The organism is Arthrobacter terricola, from assembly GCF_004354015.1.
Classification (GTDB): Bacteria; Actinomycetota; Actinomycetes; order Actinomycetales; family Micrococcaceae; genus Arthrobacter; species Arthrobacter terricola.
In genome coordinates this window covers 38,785-56,525 of record NZ_SMRU01000018.1, presented here as the reverse complement: position 1 = coordinate 56,525, position 17,741 = coordinate 38,785, and the positions used below count along the sequence as shown (strand labels likewise).

The following is a 17,741-nucleotide window of genomic DNA, read 5'->3' as shown; positions in this document are numbered from 1 at the left end:
GGTCCGCCCTCCTTATCAGTGATGGGCGGGGGCCAGCCGTGCCGCGATGTCGACCACGGAAGGCTTGTTCGCCGTCGGGAGCCCGTACGGATCCTGCTCCGAGGGCCAACCGGTGAACGCGGCGGTCCTCCAGACGCCTGCCGCGGCGGGGTTGCCGAGCGGAATCACCGGTGCCTCGTCGACGAGGATCGACTGGAGGCCATCCAGGGCCTGCTTGAACGCCGGGCTCGAACTATCCGAGGAAGCCATGGCGTTCAGGAGCTCCCCTGCCTTGGGGTTGCTGTAGCGCTCCCAGTTGACCACCGCCTGCTTCCCCGCGGTAGGGACAGGCTGGGAAACCAGCCTGCTGAGGTTGTCGTAAAGAGAGCCGGCGCCGCCGGCAGCCCGCATCGACAACTGGAAATTGCCCAAGGCCACATCCGAACGCCAGGACTGCTGCGATTCAGGCTTGACGGTCAGCTTGATCCCCGCCGCCTTGAGGCTCTCGGTCATCAGGGTCCCTGCCCGGACCCAGTCCCCGTACGGATTTGTCGTGGGAACGGTCAGCGTCAGGGCGAGCTGCTTGCCGTCCGGCGAGACAAAGTAGCCGTCCGAACCCATGGTGTAGCCGGCCCCCTGAAGGGTCTGCTTCGATGCCGAGGCATCTCCGGTGCCCAGCGAAAGGTTCTTGTACTGGTCCGCAATCATGTCCGTGGCCCCCGCACCGTCGAGCCCCGTCGGGGACTGGACAGGCTGTGCACCCGGCCCGAAGGCCAGCTTCGCCAGGTTCGGCCGGTCGATCGCCTGGCTGATCGCTTTCCGGACCGCCGCGTCATTGGTCGGAGCCATGGTCGCGTTCGGCAAGAGGTAGATGGAAACCCCGAACGTTGATGCCCATGAGGCTAGGGTCGACGGCGAGTGCTGCGTGATCTGCGTGGGATCGGTGTTCGATGACACGATCCAGTCCACCTGGCCGCCCTGCATGGCGGCTACCATGCTGCTTTCGGAGTCGTAAGCAAGGTACTGGATGCTGTCCACCGCGGGTTTGCCGGCATCCCAGTAACCCGGGTTCTTGTCGAGGGTAATCACCTGCGGCGTGAAACTCTTGAGCATGAAAGGCCCGGTGCCGACAGGCTTCGGATTCGCGTAGGTCACCGGATCCGCCACCGAGGACCATTGCTTCTTCTGGACCGGCTCGGTCACGTACCAAAGAGTCTGGAACGCCGGAGCGGTGAAGGACACAACAACCTGGGTCGGGCTGGCCGCCGTGGCGGACTTGATTGGCAAGCCGTTGAAATTCAGCGCTTTGAACTTGGTCATCAACTCAAAGGTGAAGGCCACATCATCGGCCGTGAACGCAGTGCCGTCTGACCATTTCACCCCCGGACGCAGATCGATCGTCAGCTGCGTGCCGTCCTGGTTCCACTTGGAACTCTGTGCCAACCACGGCTTGGTGGTGTCCTTGACATAGTCGACGAGCATCAACGGCTCATAGATCACGAGCCCCGAATAGCCGCTCGAGCTCCCGGACGCCTGCAGGAACGGATTGAACTGGGACGTGAACGGCCCCGTCGCACCCGCAGCCATTCTCAAGGTGTGCGTGCTACCGCCCTGGCCCGAACTTCCCCCACCACAGGCGCTCAGAGCCAGCAGCAAGAACATGCAAACGCCGACAACGAACTTCTTGGACAGCTTCATCAATCTCATCGCGCACCCCGTCGTGGCTTGGGCCGCATCCCCACAGCGACCCTCAGTCAGAATCGTCAATCACAAAATGTATCAACTGTTAGATTTGAGAGTATCAATCGCCTGCCAATCTGGTCAACGGACAACAACATGCAATCGGACAGTTCTGGGTACTGGCACCGCGCCAGCGTGCAGCACACAGGCAGTCGCGGCCGCCGGCGGCCTCGGCATGCTGCCGATGGGGCTCGGCCTGCCGTCCCATCCCGGGGGCGCCCTGGGCATGGGGCATCCGCCTCGAACAATGACATGCTGGCAGGGTTCCGCTTATCCGTGAGCAGGCGAATTGTCGCCTAGCCCCGACGAGTGACATCCTGGCTCAGAATGCCCGGCCAGGTTTCGACATCTTCCGGGGTGCGGGCGACCGTTAGTGTTGCCTGCGGGAGCAGTGCGGCAAGGGAGTCCGCGGTTGAGAGCGGATGACCGGGATCATCGATCCACGCCAGGATTGTTGTCGGCACGTCGATCCGCGCGATGGACTCAGGCGCAGGCAGATCGCTCAGTGCTGCGCCTCGAAATAACGAGGGCAAAAGGGCGACGGCGACGTCGGGCACCGTCTCCGGCGCGCCGATGGTGGCCGGTGGCGGTGTTGCCTGGCGGGTGGTGGCGAGGAATGCCTCGATCCCGGCAGATTCGATAAGCTCCGCGGCAACCCGGTAGTTTCCGGCCTGGGCAGCCCGGGTTTCCCACGCGGTAGGTGGCACCATCAGCGTGAGCCCGGTAAAGCGGTCCGGCTCGCGGGAAGCTGCGTGCAAGAGTGTACCGGCACCCATGGAGGGACCGACTCCGTGCACACGTTCGCCTGGGAACCAGTGATCGAGCACCCGAAGGAGGTCCTCGGCGAGGCTTTGCCATTGATAGTCTCCGGGGACTTTCCGCCCCGTCGACCGGCCATGGCCTCGCGCGTCGTACCGCAGCAGCCGGGTTCCGCTGAGCCCCCGACCGAGGTCGAGGTTGAGCACCCGGTCGCGCGCGCGGCTTGAGGTGAGGCCGTGCAGCTGGACAACCGGGTGTCCACCTTCGTCGCTCAAAGAAACCGCAAGCTCGGCTCCGGGAACCTCAAATACGGGCATCAGGCTCCTCGTTTCGTCACTGACCGCCTCACCTCGAGCGGCTGCGTTGGGCGTTCAACCTATCTGGGACGATAGGATACCGCCATGCGGCTGACCAACGTCTCGCACCTGCGCCTACCGTTCGGACGACTTTGGGGCTACGACGTCAGTGTGTCTGCGCCCAAGCGTCGTCTTCCAGTGTCCTTTGACCAACGGCTCCATGTGAGGGCAGGCGAACGCCCCGGCTCCTGGATGGCGTTGTCTTTTCGGCTGCCTGCACCAACCCGTCGTGAGTCAATTGCCGACGCCTGGCTGGCGGTCATCGCCCGTCATGGCACTCTGCGGACGGCATTCGTCGCCGGTGCTGATGGTGAGCCGGAGCTTCACGAAATCGAGATTGGTCCGGGAACATGGGTTGAGCATCAGATCTCTCCCGGTCAGGCCGTCAATGACGCGGCGCGGGACATTCTCGACGCGGCATGTTCCCCCTACGCACAGCCCTCCCACCGGCTGTGCGTATTGGAGACTGCCGCTGGACTCACCGTCGTGATTGCGGCCGACCACGCCCACGTCGATATGTGGTCCATGTTGGTGATCGCGCGCGACCTGCTGTCGGCGCTCGATGCCGGGAAGGCGGGCCGCGAACCGTTGCCCGGGCAAGTGTCGGCATTCGAAGAACACACGCAAGCACTGCTGGATCGCAATGCGGCGCCGGACGACGTCCGTCAACGCTGGAAAGACATCATCGGTGACAGCGGCGGCGTCATGCCGCAGTTCCCGTTGCCCCTAGGCGCGCCCGCTCCGCATCGCGAGCGTGTGGAAGTGCGCGATGTGTTCGATCTCGACGACGGTGCCGCCTTTGCTGCGCAGGCCCGCGACGACGGTGTCTCGACGCTCGCCCTCGCAGTTGTTGCTATGACTGCGGTAACCCGCGAGTTGGCGGGGAGCCCGCTACGGGCAGTCTTTCCCGTGCACAGCCGCTTCGAGGACAAATGGCATGACTCGGTCGGCTGGTTCATCACCAATTCGGTACTTGAGTCGGCGGTCGCTGAGCCGCGCGCCGCGGCGGCTGCTGTAAAAGAAGCTGTGCGGCTTGGCTCGTGGCCGCTCGCTGACGTGCTGGCTCCATGGGGCGGCATGCCCGTGGCTCCCGGCATGTTCGCGATCTCCTGGCTGGACCTGCGCAGGCTGCCGGTACGGATCGATTCCATCGGACTCGACGCGCAATACGTGAGCGCGGCAATCGACACCGACGGCGTGATGCTTTGGTTCATCCTGGACGAGTCCGGTCTTCACTTGAGATGCCGCTATCCCGACACCCTTGAGGCTCGAGCCAACGTCGGCGGATGGCTCGACCTGCTGGTCGCTCGTTTGCAGGCGGATGCACGATCCTCGGTCCGAGGACTGCTGAGGGTGGCGGGCCGGACCTTCAGGCTGGAACGGGCGAGCCGCGATGACGTTGGAGCCATCGCCGGGCTGCTATCCGATGATCAGTTCGGTCCCGATCGTGAGTGCGTCGAGCTCGAACGCTACGAGGCGGCCTATGACGCGGTTGTCCGCGACAAGTCCAACTATCTGGGGGTTGTCCGCAATGGTGCCGACCGCATCGTCGCCACGATGCAGTTGACCATCATTCCGGGTCTTTCCCGGGGCGGTTCTTCCCGGCTGCAGATCGAGGGGCTTCGGGTCGCGGCCGCGGAACGTTCACGTGGCCTGGGCACCGCGATGCTTGAGTGGGCACACGATTTCGGGCGTGCCCGCGGAGCACAACTGGCACAAGTGACCACCGACGAAGCACGGGAACGGGCCCGGGCCTTCTACACCCGGCTCGGATATCGGACTGCCCACGTCGGGCTGAAACGGAGCATTTAAGCAGTTCAAACCCCGGGCCGGACGCGGGTCTGGTTGAATCGGTGTATCCATCGTCAGCATTGAAGCGAGTGCAACGACCCACGGAGTGTTGCTAAACCCGGTATCGTCGCGGTGGCTTTCGTGGGACAAGGATCCACGGTCGGCAGCGTTGCGCTCTTCGGCGTCGGTTGTCGAGTCCAGGTCTCACAGGAGCACGACAGGTTCCCTCTGTACCGTCCTGGGGATGGGTGTACAACCGAAACCCGCCGCGGTCGCAGATGATGTGCCGAGTCGGCGACCCGCCACGAAGCGGGCGAAAGCGGAGACCGTCGCGATCGTCGCCGTCTTCGCCCTCTACGCGGCTTTCCTGCTGAGGCTGCTTCTCTTCTCCCGTGCACCGGGTTCGGAGAGATCGATCAATCTCATCCCGTTCGCAAGCATCGCCGAATATGCGTTCAGCCACTCGCCAGGGACCGCGAGAGTGGCGTTCGCCAACGTCGTCGGGAACATCCTGATCTTCATCCCGCTCGGAGCCTACGCATCGTGGCTCCGACACCGGGCGGCCGCATGGCTGACCATGCTCACGGTCGCCTCGGTCAGCGTCGCCGTAGAGATCATCCAGGGCGTGTTCGCGGTTGGAGCATCGGACATCGACGACGTGATCCTGAACAGCGTCGGAGGACTCATCGGAATGCTCGTATTCCGGCTGCTCTCAGCGATCCTGCGCAAGCCATCCCGGGTACGGACTGCAATGGCCGGGTTGTCACTGCTTTCGATGCCCGTCTGGTGCTACTTCCTGTTCATCATCCGACTACACATGTGAACACAATCCCCACCCCGCAGCCTCCCGGCAGAGCGGCCTCCATCCGGAACGGCATAGACGACGTCGATGCCCACATTTCGTAGGTGCTATGTCATTGATCGCCACGACGGTAGGAGGTGCCGCCGTCGTTATTGCGCTCTGGCGCTGAGGTCTGATCCCCCTGCTCCGGTCCCGGCACGCCACTTCGGGCCGTTGCCTGAGGGTGCAGCTGGTCCGGTCACGTGAGCAACTTGCCCCAGCGCGGAGATAGCAGCGGAGCGCCGGCGATCTGGAGGCAGCGCCAGAGTGTGACGGCTACCGAGTCGAGGGCCGGGATATGCGCCTGATTTTCAATGTCCGCGACAATGGGTGCTGCGTACAGGTTCGTGCAGAGGTACACCAGAGCGTCCGGGCTCTGTGCAGCGAGTTCCAGGGAGGGGCCCACAAGGTCGGAAGGTGCGACGCGTGCGAATGACTCGTTGTCGATGAGACCGAGTGCGTGGTGGCCGGTGACTTGCACCCCTGCTTCCTTGTATCGCTCGATCACCTGGAGGTTGACGTCGGCCGTATACGGTGTCACCAGGCCGATTGTCTTGATGCCGGAAGCTTCGAAGGCGTCGAGGTAGGCCAAGGTGGATGTCGTGGCGGGGATGTCTGTGGCAGCCGTGATCTCTGCGACGATTTCACGGTCGTGTTCGGGCCCGAGCCACGAACCCGAGGTGCCGTTCCAGGCAATGACATCGACATCGGCGGTTGCGAGCATCTCGGCGGCGTTCCGCATGCCCTTTACGTCGAACTGCTGGTCCGAGCCGGAGTCGAGCGCTATGCGGGTCACAGGGATGCGTGTTGAGTGGATGGTGACGTCTTCTCGGTCGCCTAGGAGCCTGTAGCTCATCGGTTCGAGGCATGTGTTCGATGACGGGACGATCATGCCGATCCGTGTCGGGCGGGCGGTTGCCATGATCATTTCGCCTTTGCGCCGACGTTCGGTCGGGCGCTGTGGGCTGCGGCCTGCAGCCCTGGAAGGAGTGGCGCCGACGCGTCCATGGTCCCTGGGTGCGTGGCGGTCTCGCGGTAGCCGAGGCGGGACAGGAAGCGTCCCACCGGTCCGGGGTCGTGGAAGCCTGCTTCGTCGAGGACAACGGTTCCCGCGGCGACGACGACTTGGGGCCATCCGTGTAGCACTTTCCCGTCAAATGGGGAGAAGTCCGTTCCCATGTGCAGGGAGGATGCTACGACAGTTCGGGCTTCGCCGGGATCGAAGATCACGAAGTCGGCGTCGTAACCGGGGGCGATAACCCCTTTTCCGGGAATGGCATTAATGCGGGCCGGGGCCGTTGAAAACATCTCGACAAAGCGGCAGAGCAGGGCTTCGTTGTCCATGGTGGCTGCAGTGCCTGGCGCGGTTTCAACGCCTGTTCTGCTCTCAAGGAATGCCTCGCTGAGGGCGGTGAAGGCGACTGGCATCCGCGTTTCGACGCCGGGGAGGCCGTGTGGCATTTGGCGGATGTCGTCCGTGCGTTCGCGCTTTTGGGTGAGGTCGTAGCAGGAGTGGTCGCTTGAGATCGTGTGGATTGAGCCGTCTGCGAAGCGGCCGCGCAGGGCCGAGACGGTCTTCCGGGAACGCATTGGCGGGCAGCAAGCGAACCATTCGGGGAAGCGGGAGGCATAGACGCCGTCGTCGAGCACGAGGTAATGCGGGCACGTCTCGGAGTGGGCATCAAGGCCACGTGCCCGGGCGTCGGTGACGAGATCGACTGCGCCCGGCGTGGACTGGTGTACGAAGTACACGGGCGCTCCGGTGTATTCGGCCATCGCGAGGACTTCGCGAACGGATGCTTCTTCGGTCAGCTCAGGCCGGGTCTCGTGGAGGTGCTCGATACCGATCCGGTCAGCCTCGGCGTGCTCCCGGGTGCAGTGGACGATCATCGCGTCGTGCTCGGCGTGAATGTAGGTGAGGCCGTCGAGCCGGACCATCTCTTTCATGACTTTCAGGACCGTGTCGTTGTCCGCCATGGTCGAGCCGCGGTTGGTCATGTACATCTTCACGGAGCGGATGCCGAGCGCGGCGAGCTCCTCGAGCTGCGCGGGGACGGTATCGTCCCACGAGACGACGGAGCCGTGCAGGGCGACGTCGCAGCGGGACTCCTTCGCGAGTGCGAGTTTATTCCGTGCGGCCTGGAGGGGGGTTTCGGAGTCGTCCCGCGGGATGCCGAAGTCGACGATGGTCGTTGTGCCGCCCCACAACGCGGCGGTTGAGGTGATGGCGAAATCGTCGAGCGTTCGGTAGCGTCCCGTGACCTGGGCAACGTGGCAGTGCCCGTCGACGCCTCCGGGGATGACGGCCCGACCGTCGGCATTGATCACCCGGTCTGCAGCCGGAACGGGCTCGGTGGCGTCAAGGATAGCCGCAATGCGGCCGTTCTCGACCACTACGTGCGCCCTCCGGGCGCCGGAAGCGTTGACGACAAGACCGTCGGCGATCACCAGATCAGCCATGGGATGGTACCCCTTTCGATGTAAGAGCCTGAGCCAGGCTCGGTGTGCTGAATTCGTCCGCGGCCCGGCTGACGCCAGGTACGGCATTGATGGCCGGGCTGGGTCCAACCCTGCGTTTGGGCGGCGAAGCGGTGAACGATCCTGCGCGGCGGGATCCGGAGTGCAGCCCGACGATCGCTTCCGCGAATCTGATTCCGGCTCCTACCCCGTCCACCACGGGTACCTCGATTTCCGGCCGGATGTCCCTGGCGAGCCCGGCCAGAGGCGCCCCGGCCAGGATGACGACGTCGGCGCCGTCCTCGGTCACGGCCAGACGGGCCAGCTCGACGAGGGTCGGCCTGAAGTGCTCCTGTACTTTGCCCATGCCGCGGAGGGGTTCCCTTATTCCACGGATCGAGGCCAGCCGACGGCTGAAGCCGAAGTACTCGACGCTGTCCCGGTAGCGCGCCGTGAGACGCTCCGAGACGGTGACGATGGAGATCCTGCGGCCCTGAAGGGCCGCAGCGCAAAGCGCGGCCTCCGTCATACCCAGCACAGGAACATCGATGAGTTCCTGCAGTTCGGGGATCCAGGTGTCGCCGAAGGAAGCGACCAAGACGCCGTCCACGTTGCCGCGCTGCGCTGAAATGAGTTCCGCGACAGCTACTGCTGCCGCGAGTGATCCAAAACCGGTCTCGATGTTCCCCGGGCTGCGCGTGGCCGCACGCAACGTCAGTGCAGTGGTGGGTGCTTTGGATCTTTCAGCCTCGACGCGGACTAGTTCCGCCACCTCGTGGCATGCGTTCGGGCTGACGACAAGGAGCCTCATGTTCGGTTCTCCTTGGCAGGTGAGGTTGGCTGCGCACCGGCGGGCATCGTCAGACCGTATCCGGATACTGTTCGAGGTACTTCTGAATGTGCAGGGCCGATTGCTTCGCGGCACGGTCCGCGTCCCCGCTTGCGATGGCAGTAAGCAGGTCGCGGTGCTCCTGTACGAGTTCAGGCAGGTCGGTGACATGCCTGAAGATCCAGTGCATGCGCCCCTGCAGCGGTTCCAGGGCCGTCCGCAGGAAGCCGTTATCGGCGATGCGGGTGACTTCGTCATGGAATTCGCTGTTTGCACGGTGCGCTTCGTTGATGCTGCCTCGAGCCAGCGCATCCGAGGCGCGGGCGAGGAGCGAGTCGAGCCGGGCGATGTCGGTCGGTGTCGCACGTTGGGCGGCCAGCCGGCACGCCAGCACCTCCAGTGAAAGGCGCACATCGAACAAATCTGCGACATCCTTATCGCTCAGACCCGCGACCACTGAACCGCGCGGGGCCCGTTCGGCGAGGATGCCCTCCTGGATCAGCATCCGCAGCGCCTCCCGGACCGGGAGCCGCGACACACCGAACTCCGCCGCCAGATCCCGTTCAACAAGGCGCGTCCCCGCTGCATAATGTCCCTCGAAGACCCGGGTCCGGAGGGTATCGCGGATCGTCTCGCGCAGTGGTCGTTCACGCTGTGTTTCCTCGAGCTGCTGGGCCATGTGTCCCCCTTGAGAGTCGGATTCAGAAGCTCATAGTTGTCAGAGCCCGGATCTCAATTGGGATCCCAAAAATGAGCTTAAGTCGGCGACGCTAAATGAGTCAATAGTCCCGCGAATCCGGATTTTTAAAGTTCTCCAGACCTCTTGACTCGTGTGCCATCTCACATTTACCTTGATCTTGGGATCCCAAATTGGGATACCATCCTTGCTTCGATTGCATATTGCCGGCATCAGGCTGAGAACACTGATCTGTTCGCCTCGGGCCGGATTTCACACACCAGAAACTCAAGACTCAGGGATTCGCGGTAATACCCCGGCGCCGTGTCGGTCCGGTCCTGATCCGTTTGGCCCTCAAAACGTCTCTACCAAGAAGGAGAGCACCATGATGAGTCGTCTCAAGACGCTCAGGAGCCGCATGAACAGCGGCCCGGAAACGCACCCGGTCGATGAACTGTTGCCCCCGGGCAAGCTGTTCACCCTGGGAGCACAGCACATGCTGGCGGCCTACGCGGGCATCATCGCCCCGCCATTCATCATCGGAACGGCGCTTCACCTCCCACTCAGTGACCTGATCTTCCTGATCAGCGCGAGCCTGCTGGCCTCCGGGCTGACCACCTTGCTTCAGACTTTGGGGATCTGGAAGGTCGGGGTTCGCCTGCCGCTTGTCCAGGGCGTTTCCTTCTCAGGAATCGCATCAATGATTGCCATCGGCAAAAACCATCCTGACGGAGCGGTCGCCATGCAGGTGATCGTCGGCGCGGTGATAGTGGCGGCTGCCGTGATGTTCTTCCTGGCGCCTGTCTACAGCAAGCTGCTGAAGTTCTTTCCCCCGCTCGTGATGGGCTCCGTGGTGACCGTCATCGGTCTGAGCTTGATACCGATCTCGATCGGGTGGATGCAGGGAACGCCGGGAACCCCCGACTTCGGTTCCATGAAGAACGTCTTCGTCGGGATTGTCACCCTGGTGCTGACCCTGTTGATCGTGAAGTATGTGCCCGGTTTCACGAAGCGGGTGGGCATGCTGGTCGCGATGGTGCTGGGGACGCTGATCTCAATCCCGCTCGGGCTCACGGACTTCAGCCAGATCGGCACGGCAAAGGTCTTTGAAGTGCCCAGCCTCTTCCACTTTGGCGCCCCGAAATTCGACGTGGCCGCCATTATCTCGATGCTGATCGTCATGCTGGTGATCATGACCGAGGCCACAGCCGATATGCTCGCGATCGGAGACATCGTCGAGCGGCCCGTCACCGCCAAGGATGTCGCCAACGGGCTGCGGGCGGACTGCCTCGGCTCCGTGGTCAGCGGCGGTCTGAACGGGTTCCAGGCCAGCGCCTACGGGCAGAACATCGGGCTGCTCATCATGAGCAGGGTCAAGAGCCGTTACGCCGTGGCCGCCTGCGGGATCATCCTTATTGTGCTCGCGCTGTTCCCGATCACGGCCGCTGTCGTTGCCACCGTGCCGCTGCCCGTCCTCGGCGGTGCCGGTATCGCCATCTTCGGCCTCGTCGCAGTCAACGGCGTGCACACGCTGAGCAAGGTCGACTTCCACGACAGCGAGCAGGGGGCAGTCAACGCCCTGATCGTCGCGGCTACGCTGACCATGGGGATTCTGCCCATCGCGGCCCCGAACTTCTACGCCCAATTCCCCTCGGAGGTGCAGACCGTTTTCAGCTCGGGCATCGCCTCAGGCGCAATCACCGCCATCGTACTGAACATTCTGCTGAACGAGCTGAGGATCGGCCGCCGCCGCCGGCCAAAGAACGGCGCCGAAGCCGGGACAGCAGAGCCGCTGATGGCCCCGACCATCGCCGCACCCCGCGACCTGCCTGGAATCTCAATCGCACACACCGACGAGAATCAGGTGGGGATGACCGGAAGCGCTGAAACCTTCTCGAACGCGGCCGGGAGCGCCGCGGCCAACGGCGCCTACACCGGACCCCAGGCAGAATACCCGTCCTGATGAACAAGCCGGTCGAACGTGTCGAGCCAGTCGAGGAGCAGGGCAGGACTGGCACAGTATCCACTGCCCTGCTCCTCACCGGTGTGCTGCTGCTGGCTGCGAACCTTCGGCCGTCCATTGCCGTGCTGGGCCCCGTTCTTGGTCAGGTTCGGCTTGCCCTGAACCTGACAGGCGGGGAAACCTCTCTCCTGGCTGCGTTGCCCGTCCTGATCTTCGGGGCCTTCGCCCCGGCCGGGCCGATCCTGATCCGGCGCATGGGAACTCATTCCACCGTCTTGACGGCCTTGTCCGTCATGACCCTGGGAGCGGTTGTTCGTCTTGCGCCGGGATGGCCGGCGCTGCTTGCAGGCACTTGCATTCTGAGCGCAGGGATCGCCGTAGGGAACGTTCTCTTGCCCGTGTTGGCGAAGACCCACTTCGCCGCCCGGATCGGAACCGTGACGGGCCTGTCCACGATGAGTCTGAATGTCGCCGCAGCGGCTGCCGCAGCCACCATCGTCCCGCTGACACTCCTCGCTGGAGGCGATTGGCGCGAGGGATTGCTGGTGTGGGCGGCCCCCATCGTGGCGGCACTGCTTTGCTGGAGCATCATCCTCACCCGGCCCCGCGCCGGCATCGTCCGTGGGGATGCAGGTTTGGGCAACGGCGGCATGGCAATACTCCGCGGGCGCCGCCTGCCGGTCCGTGACATCGTGATCTTCACCGCATCACAGTCGGTGATTTACTACTGCATGCTCTCGTGGTTGCCGTCGATTTTTCAAAGCCATGGAGAACCCGCCGCATACGCAGGGCTCCTGCTCTCAGTCGCGACGGTTGTCGGTGCACCCATCGCCCTCGTCGTGCCGGCCTTGGCGGCCCGGATGGAGGACCAGCGGATCCTGGTCCTGGGCGCTGTCGCCTGCGCCGCCACCGGACTCTTGGGTTTGCTCTTTGACCCTGTCGGGGCGCCTATGCTGTGGGCGGTCCTGCTGGGGATCGGCCAAGGGGCAGCGTTCGCCCTCGCCTTGGCATTCTTCGCGCTGAAGACCACCAGCAGCGCCCAGACCGCGAGCTTGTCCACGGTGGCACAGACGGTCGCCTACCTTGTTGCTGCGCTTGGCCCCTTCTGCCTTGGCCTTCTGCACGATGGCTCGGGAACCTGGGCGCCGGGCATAGCCCTGCTGCTGGGTTGCCTGGTTGCCGAATGCATTGCGGGGCTGAGAGCCGCCCGGGCGCGCTCGGCCTGACATTTGTCCAAGCACCTTTCAACCACAAACCATTCCCTATAACGAAAGGCAACCTTCCTCATGAAATTCGTGACCTTCGCCCATATCGATTCCGGGCCCCGGCTCGGTGTCCTCGCCCCTGGTGACGCGGTCCTGGACCTGTCCGGAATCTCGGGAGAGAATCCGGTGTTCAGTTCGATGCTCCAGTTGATCGACGGCGGCGAGCCTGCACTCAAACAAGCAAAGCTCTGGGCCGATCAGGCAACCTCCGGCGAGGATTCAGCAGCACGGCACCTCATCCAGAGCAGCACAGCCAGGTTCCTGGCTCCCATTCCACGGCCACGCAAGAACGTGTACTGCGTGGGACTGAACTATCTTTCGCATGTCGAACAGAACGCGACCGCCCTGGGGCAGGAGATCGAGATCCCCGAAGTCCCGCTCTTCTTCTCCAAACCCGTCACGGCAGTGATCGGGCCGGACGAACCGATCCTTCTGGATCCGAGACTAACAAGCCAGCTCGACTACGAGATCGAACTTGCACTGGTCATCGGCCGCCGCGGCAAATGGATCAGCCCCGAAGATGCGATGGACCACGTCTTTGGCTACACGATCGCCAACGATGTGAGCGCGCGGGACCTCCAATTCCGCACCAGCCAGTTCCTGTACGGCAAGGGACAGGACTCTTACTGCCCGGTGGGTCCCCTCATCGCAACAAAGGACGAAATCGAAGACCTGAACCAGGTGACGCTCGAGCTACTGGTCAATGGAGAACTGCGCCAACGGGAGTCCGCAGGCAACATGCTCTTCTGGCCCGCTGAAGTCATCAGCTGGCTCTCCCAGGGCATCACCCTGGAACCCGGGGACGTCATCACCCTCGGAACACCCGGTGGCTGCGGATACCAGCTCACGCCGCCCGCATTCCTTCAAGCCGGGGACACCGTCGAATGCCGCGCCACCGGGCTCGGGAGCCTCATCAACCCCGTAATAGCTGTCTGACTTTCAGAAGTCAGCGAAAGGAGAAAAAACAATGCGCGTAGAAGTGCACCGGCTATCCATGGCCCACCCCGGCGACGTGAGCGGCCTGCAGGAACTGGTATCAACGGGCCAAATCGAACCCACAAAAATTGTTGCCACCATCGGCAAAACCGAAGGCAATGGAGGCGCCAACGATTTCACACGGGCCCTGGCCACCACGAGCTTTGCCAACTACCTCGCCAAGGTCCGTGATCAAACGCCTGAAGAGGTTACCGAACAAATCGCTTTCGTCTGGTCCGGCGGCTGCGAAGGCGTCCTCTCACCGCATGTGACTGTCTTCACGCGCGATGACGGCGCGCCGGGGTCACCGGACGGGCAAAAGAGACTCGCAATATCGGTGCAGCGTACCCGGGATTTCCTGCCCGAAGAGGTCGGCCGGATGGCCGAAGTCAACGAAGTGGCCGATGCGGTCCGCCGCGCCCTCGACGATCTGGGCTCGGAGACCGAAGACGTCCACTACGTACAGGTCAAGGGGCCCCTGCTCACCCCGTCCGGAATCGCTGACGCACGGGCCCGAGGAGTCGATGTCGTGACAACCGACCCCAACAGGTCCAAGGCCTATGCACGCGGAGCCACGGCTCTTGGCGTCGCCATCGCCCTCGGCGAGGTCAGCGCCGATCAGGTCAAAGACGAAATCATTGCCAACGACATGACGCTCTACTCCAATGTCGCGTCCACGTCCGCCGGTGGAGAGCTCACAAGCTGTGAAGTCATCGTCTTTGCCAACTCCCTGCATGCCTCAAGCGACTACCGGATCGGCCATGCAACCCTCCAGGATCCGATTGACATCGACGGTGTCCGCTCGGCGCTCCGGAACGCCGGTCTACAGATCGAATGCGATCCGAAGCCTGCCGAGAAGGAGCGCATCGCCGCGGTATTTGCCAAGGCCGAGGCACCACTAGGCGGTGTCCTCCGCGGAGCCCGGACTACGATGCTCTCCGATGCCGATATCAACTACGAACGACATGGCCGTGCCGCCGTGGGAGCGGTGATCGCAAGCCAAACCGGCGATCCCCGCATCTTCGTCTCGGGTGGAACGGAGCACCAGAGCCCTCCCGCCCAGGCCCCCATCTCAGCCATCGCTCGTATCTGACCGACCCCGCGCTTGAGTGTGCCCGACGAGGCAGGGCACACTCAAGCCCCGCAGGAAGTCCGCGCGTGGCCTGGTGACCTGGCCCGCACTCTCCGCTGAGTTCCAGGACAACATCGATGTTGTCGCGGGCATCGGTCAGCGGCGCACCGAAGTACCCGCTCCTCACCGCCGAGGACGCGCTGAAGGTCATTGCCCGCGTCAAGGCCGAGTCCGGCGTCTCGAATGTGAAGCTCCTCGCGGACTTCTACCACCTGGCGGTCAACGGCGACGACGTCGAATCGGTCATCGAAAACCACGCCAAGGACTTTGGCCACATCCAGATTGCCGACAACCCCGGCCGCGGCGCCCCCGGAACCGGCACCCTTCCCCTCGGCGAATGGATCGCCCGCAGCCCCAGCCCGCCCATCTAAATGCCTCTCAGCGCTCCTGACCTAAGCAACGCATGGACCTGCACCTCGCTCACGTTCAGTCCCCTTCGGGAGATCAGCATCCTTCCCGCACCATTCGTGGCGATACCGGGGATTCCGCTTGCTTGCTTCACGCGCTGAGTTCCAGAGTGCCGAGCTGGGCTCAGGGATGCGTTCGGCGTCTTTCTCCTTCCCATATGCCCCGGACGCTGCGTCGGCAGTGTTCGGGCGGGTGTCGGGGCGCATTTTCCGATTGATGGTGGCACACACATGCCCGCTCCGGCCGCGGCGGCGGTCGGAGCGGGCTCCGGTGTGCGCGTTTTCCTGGCGTCTCCTAGCTTCCCGGTGCGATTGTCGGCGTTCCTGCGACGAACTTCGCCAGGGCGACGTTGTTGATGTCGGGCGTGAATGCGGTGGGGTTTCCCAGGACGAGAGTTCCGCCAGATGTTGCCAGGCTGAGCGGGATGGTTTTGTCCCAGAAGCTGTTCCACGCGTAGTTGTGGCGGAAGGACGCCGTGGTGGTGCCGGCACCGGTCTCGGTGATGTTGAGGAAGCGGCTGATGACCTGGGGGTTGTAGTTGATCGAGTTGGATTTGTCGGCGTTCGCTGCTGCGATGACGAGTTGGTAGTCTCCGGCTCCGAACCCGGTTGGGCGCGGGATGCTGAGGGTGTTGCCCGCGCCGTTGCCGATGAATCCGACGTCCTTGACGGTGCCGGAGGTATCCGGCGAGCCGTTGGAGCCTGCTGCAACAGTCTGCACGACGGCGGTGCCGGCCAGCGGAAGCGTGTCGGCCAGTGCGCGGTACACATTGGTTGTGTCGGCGTCGGAGGCCTTCTGGGCGGCTCCGCGGATCGTGGTGATTGAGGTTGCGGCCGCCCCGTTCGGTGCGGTGACCACCAATTCGTTGACGCCTTGGGGAAGGAAAACGCGTGCGGTTGCATTCCACGTGCCCGCTGTGGTGGCTGCGGGGAGTTGGACGCTGCGGCCGTTGACCGAAAGGCCAAGCGTGGAGGCTCCGGTGGTCTGGAACTGCGTGGTGACGTCGTAGTAGCCCGTCTCTGCTGCACTGGCGAAGAAGGTCGCGCCGGCCGATCCCGAAAGGGATGCCGCGCCTGTCGTGGAGATCGTCGCTCCGCCGGTGAGGCGGGCGTCGATGGCCGGGTAGGTGGCCTGCTCGCCGTTCGTGATGTTGTAGAGGTCGAAGCGGTCTAGGGTGATGTCCGCGCCGGGGAGCACGGTGGTGCAGTCTTGGCTGGCCCGGACCGAGAGGGTGTGGGTGCCGGCGGTGAGGTTCACGGTGGCGTCGGTGGTGCCGCGGTAGGTCCAGTTCAGGTCGGCGGAGTACTTGAGGAGCTGGTTGAAAGCTCCGTCGACGAAGAGGGCGTGCTGGCCGGGGTTCTGGTTGGCGCCTGCCAGGACGCTGAGCCGGTAGGTTCCGGTGGCGGGAACGTTCACCGTCCAGGTCGCGGCGGAGTCGGCTTTGTTGAAGGCACCTACGTCTTTCCCGCCGGATGCCATGGTGTTCCAGGCCCGTAAGGGGTCCTGGGTATAGACGGTCGCGTCGGTGAGGGTGGTGTTCTCGGCCTCTGTGGTGTTGACGAGATCGGTCGCGGCGGTTTGGGCAGCCATGGTGGCTGGGGTGATCTCGACCTGGTAGGCGGAGTAGCGGTCGCTGTTGGGGACCGTGACTGAGATTTGCCCGCCGACGACGGTTGCCGTAGTCGAGAGGACTACGGGTGGCTGGAGGGAGGCGCCTTCCGTGCCGTTGAGGCGGTCCTGCCGGACCTGGACGTTGACGCTGGTGCCGAACGTGGCGGTGCTGATGCCTGCAACGTTCAGAGCGATGTTGTTGGAGCCTCCGCCGAGCAGGACGGTGGCCTTCTTCTTGGCGGTGTCGACGCCGGCCATTCCTTGAAGGGTGTCGGTGACGTTCAGGTGGGGCGGGGTGACCTTGGCGGTCTGGGAGCCGGCGAGGTCTCCGTACCATTTGTACATCCACCAGCCGCCGTTGGCGCCGTTGTTCCGGGAGGTGTTGTCGTTGAGGTTGCCGGCGTAGTTCCAGTACGCGGTCTGGGCGTCGACTTTCTCGTCTTCGAACATCGACAGCCACTGCACCAGCTGGCCGGGGACGCCCATGTCACGCAGCATCCCGTACTCGGTGATGTCGACGGAGATGTCTGCGATACCGAGGTTCTGCAGGATTTGCCGGTATTGGGTGACGTTGCCGCGGAAGGTGCCGAGGTTGCTGGTGCCGAGCTCGTGCCAGATGAAGACGTCAGGTAGCTGGTTGTTGGCCTTGGCATAGGTCAGCAGGTCGGTGGTGCGGTCGGCGTGCCAGGTGGAGTCGCCGGGGCCGCCGATTTTCGCGTGGCCGAGACCGTGCGAGGCGTATACCTGCTGGATCGTGTTGTACGCGGCGCTCCAGTCGGCCAGGAATTGTGCCTTCTGGGTGCTCCAGTTCGGGTACCAATTGCCGCCGTCGGGCTCGTTGAACGGAATGAAGATGTAGTCCTCGGGGTGCGCCGATGTCGTGGCGATCTTGTCCACGGCGGCCTGGAGGATCGGCAGGTAGTTCCACACCCCGTTGGTGGTGCCGGGGCGGGCGCCGC

Annotated in this window: 13 protein-coding genes and 1 pseudogene; 7 read left to right on the top strand and 7 right to left on the bottom strand. The window is 63.8% G+C overall.

Annotated features, from left to right (window positions below):
• Positions 1-15: 15 nt before the first annotated feature.
• Together E1809_RS15550 and E1809_RS15545 are read right to left on the bottom strand one after the other, a co-directional pair.
• Complete coding sequence (locus E1809_RS15550; RefSeq protein ID WP_133205148.1) at positions 16-1,686, bottom strand: ABC transporter substrate-binding protein; 1,671 nt, start codon at positions 1,684-1,686, stop codon at positions 16-18.
• 329 nt (positions 1,687-2,015) lie between these two features.
• A complete protein-coding gene (locus E1809_RS15545) occupies positions 2,016-2,795 on the bottom strand; it encodes an alpha/beta fold hydrolase (protein ID WP_133205147.1) in 780 nt (259 codons plus the stop codon).
• Between the two features lie 84 nt (positions 2,796-2,879).
• Between E1809_RS15545 and E1809_RS15540 the strand changes: the two genes are divergently transcribed.
• Both E1809_RS15540 and E1809_RS15535 read left to right on the top strand, forming a co-directional pair.
• Positions 2,880-4,646 (top strand): GNAT family N-acetyltransferase, encoded by a 1,767-nt coding sequence (locus E1809_RS15540; RefSeq protein WP_133205146.1) that lies wholly within the window; start codon positions 2,880-2,882, stop codon positions 4,644-4,646.
• A 223-nt stretch (positions 4,647-4,869) separates the two neighbouring features.
• Positions 4,870-5,448: a VanZ family protein gene (locus tag E1809_RS15535; RefSeq protein ID WP_133205145.1), complete on the top strand. Its 579-nt coding sequence runs from the start codon at positions 4,870-4,872 to the stop codon at positions 5,446-5,448.
• Between the two features lie 217 nt (positions 5,449-5,665).
• Here E1809_RS15535 and E1809_RS15530 read toward each other — a convergent pair whose 3' ends face one another.
• From E1809_RS15530 to E1809_RS15515, 4 genes are read right to left on the bottom strand one after another with little or no spacing between them, the layout of a single operon-like run.
• Positions 5,666-6,388 carry a maleate cis-trans isomerase family protein gene (locus E1809_RS15530; protein WP_235835626.1) on the bottom strand — a complete coding sequence of 241 codons (723 nt, stop codon included), beginning with the start codon at positions 6,386-6,388 and terminating at the stop codon, positions 5,666-5,668.
• 2 nt (positions 6,389-6,390) lie between these two features.
• Complete coding sequence (locus E1809_RS15525) at positions 6,391-7,926, bottom strand: amidohydrolase family protein (protein ID WP_133205144.1); 1,536 nt, start codon at positions 7,924-7,926, stop codon at positions 6,391-6,393.
• On the bottom strand, positions 7,919-8,734 hold the full coding sequence (locus E1809_RS15520) for an aspartate/glutamate racemase family protein (RefSeq protein ID WP_133205143.1): 816 nt from the start codon (positions 8,732-8,734) through the stop codon (positions 7,919-7,921). Before E1809_RS15520 ends, E1809_RS15525 begins: the two co-directional genes overlap by 8 nt.
• A gap of 49 nt (positions 8,735-8,783) precedes the next feature.
• Positions 8,784-9,431: a GntR family transcriptional regulator gene (locus tag E1809_RS15515; RefSeq protein WP_133205142.1), complete on the bottom strand. Its 648-nt coding sequence runs from the start codon at positions 9,429-9,431 to the stop codon at positions 8,784-8,786.
• Between the two features lie 382 nt (positions 9,432-9,813).
• On the opposite strand from E1809_RS15515, the gene E1809_RS15510 reads away from it, so the two are divergent.
• The 5 genes and pseudogenes from E1809_RS15510 to E1809_RS15490 all read left to right on the top strand — a co-directional run.
• Complete coding sequence (locus tag E1809_RS15510) at positions 9,814-11,391, top strand: nucleobase:cation symporter-2 family protein (RefSeq protein ID WP_133205141.1); 1,578 nt, start codon at positions 9,814-9,816, stop codon at positions 11,389-11,391.
• Complete coding sequence (locus E1809_RS15505; RefSeq protein WP_133205140.1) at positions 11,391-12,617, top strand: MFS transporter; 1,227 nt, start codon at positions 11,391-11,393, stop codon at positions 12,615-12,617. Before E1809_RS15510 ends, E1809_RS15505 begins: the two co-directional genes overlap by 1 nt.
• 60 nt (positions 12,618-12,677) lie before the next feature.
• Positions 12,678-13,592, top strand: a complete 915-nt coding sequence (locus E1809_RS15500) for a fumarylacetoacetate hydrolase family protein (RefSeq protein ID WP_133205139.1) — start codon at positions 12,678-12,680, stop codon at positions 13,590-13,592.
• Between the two features lie 31 nt (positions 13,593-13,623).
• Positions 13,624-14,724 carry a cyanuric acid amidohydrolase gene (gene atzD / locus E1809_RS15495; protein ID WP_133205138.1) on the top strand — a complete coding sequence of 367 codons (1,101 nt, stop codon included), beginning with the start codon at positions 13,624-13,626 and terminating at the stop codon, positions 14,722-14,724.
• 64 nt (positions 14,725-14,788) lie between these two features.
• A pseudogene (locus tag E1809_RS15490) lies at positions 14,789-15,116 on the top strand (TIM barrel protein); the annotation flags it as partial.
• A 349-nt stretch (positions 15,117-15,465) separates the two neighbouring features.
• Here the strand turns inward: E1809_RS15490 and E1809_RS15485 are convergent.
• A complete protein-coding gene (locus tag E1809_RS15485) occupies positions 15,466-17,712 on the bottom strand; it encodes a CBM35 domain-containing protein (RefSeq protein WP_133205137.1) in 2,247 nt (748 codons plus the stop codon).
• Positions 17,713-17,741 lie beyond the last annotated feature (29 nt).

Bases quoted from the DNA above. Each gene is read 5' to 3' on its own strand.
- E1809_RS15550 (WP_133205148.1), bottom strand. From the start codon at position 1,686: ATGAGATTGATGAAGCTGTCCAAGAAGTTCGTTGTCGGCGTTTGCATG.
- E1809_RS15545 (WP_133205147.1), bottom strand. From the start codon at position 2,795: ATGCCCGTATTTGAGGTTCCCGGAGCCGAGCTTGCGGTTTCTTTGAGC.
- E1809_RS15540 (WP_133205146.1), top strand. From the start codon at position 2,880: ATGCGGCTGACCAACGTCTCGCACCTGCGCCTACCGTTCGGACGACTT.
- E1809_RS15535 (WP_133205145.1), top strand. From the start codon at position 4,870: ATGGGTGTACAACCGAAACCCGCCGCGGTCGCAGATGATGTGCCGAGT.
- E1809_RS15530 (WP_235835626.1), bottom strand. From the start codon at position 6,388: ATGGCAACCGCCCGCCCGACACGGATCGGCATGATCGTCCCGTCATCG.
- E1809_RS15525 (WP_133205144.1), bottom strand. From the start codon at position 7,926: ATGGCTGATCTGGTGATCGCCGACGGTCTTGTCGTCAACGCTTCCGGC.
- E1809_RS15520 (WP_133205143.1), bottom strand. From the start codon at position 8,734: ATGAGGCTCCTTGTCGTCAGCCCGAACGCATGCCACGAGGTGGCGGAA.
- E1809_RS15515 (WP_133205142.1), bottom strand. From the start codon at position 9,431: ATGGCCCAGCAGCTCGAGGAAACACAGCGTGAACGACCACTGCGCGAG.
- E1809_RS15510 (WP_133205141.1), top strand. From the start codon at position 9,814: ATGATGAGTCGTCTCAAGACGCTCAGGAGCCGCATGAACAGCGGCCCG.
- E1809_RS15505 (WP_133205140.1), top strand. From the start codon at position 11,391: ATGAACAAGCCGGTCGAACGTGTCGAGCCAGTCGAGGAGCAGGGCAGG.
- E1809_RS15500 (WP_133205139.1), top strand. From the start codon at position 12,678: ATGAAATTCGTGACCTTCGCCCATATCGATTCCGGGCCCCGGCTCGGT.
- atzD (WP_133205138.1), top strand. From the start codon at position 13,624: ATGCGCGTAGAAGTGCACCGGCTATCCATGGCCCACCCCGGCGACGTG.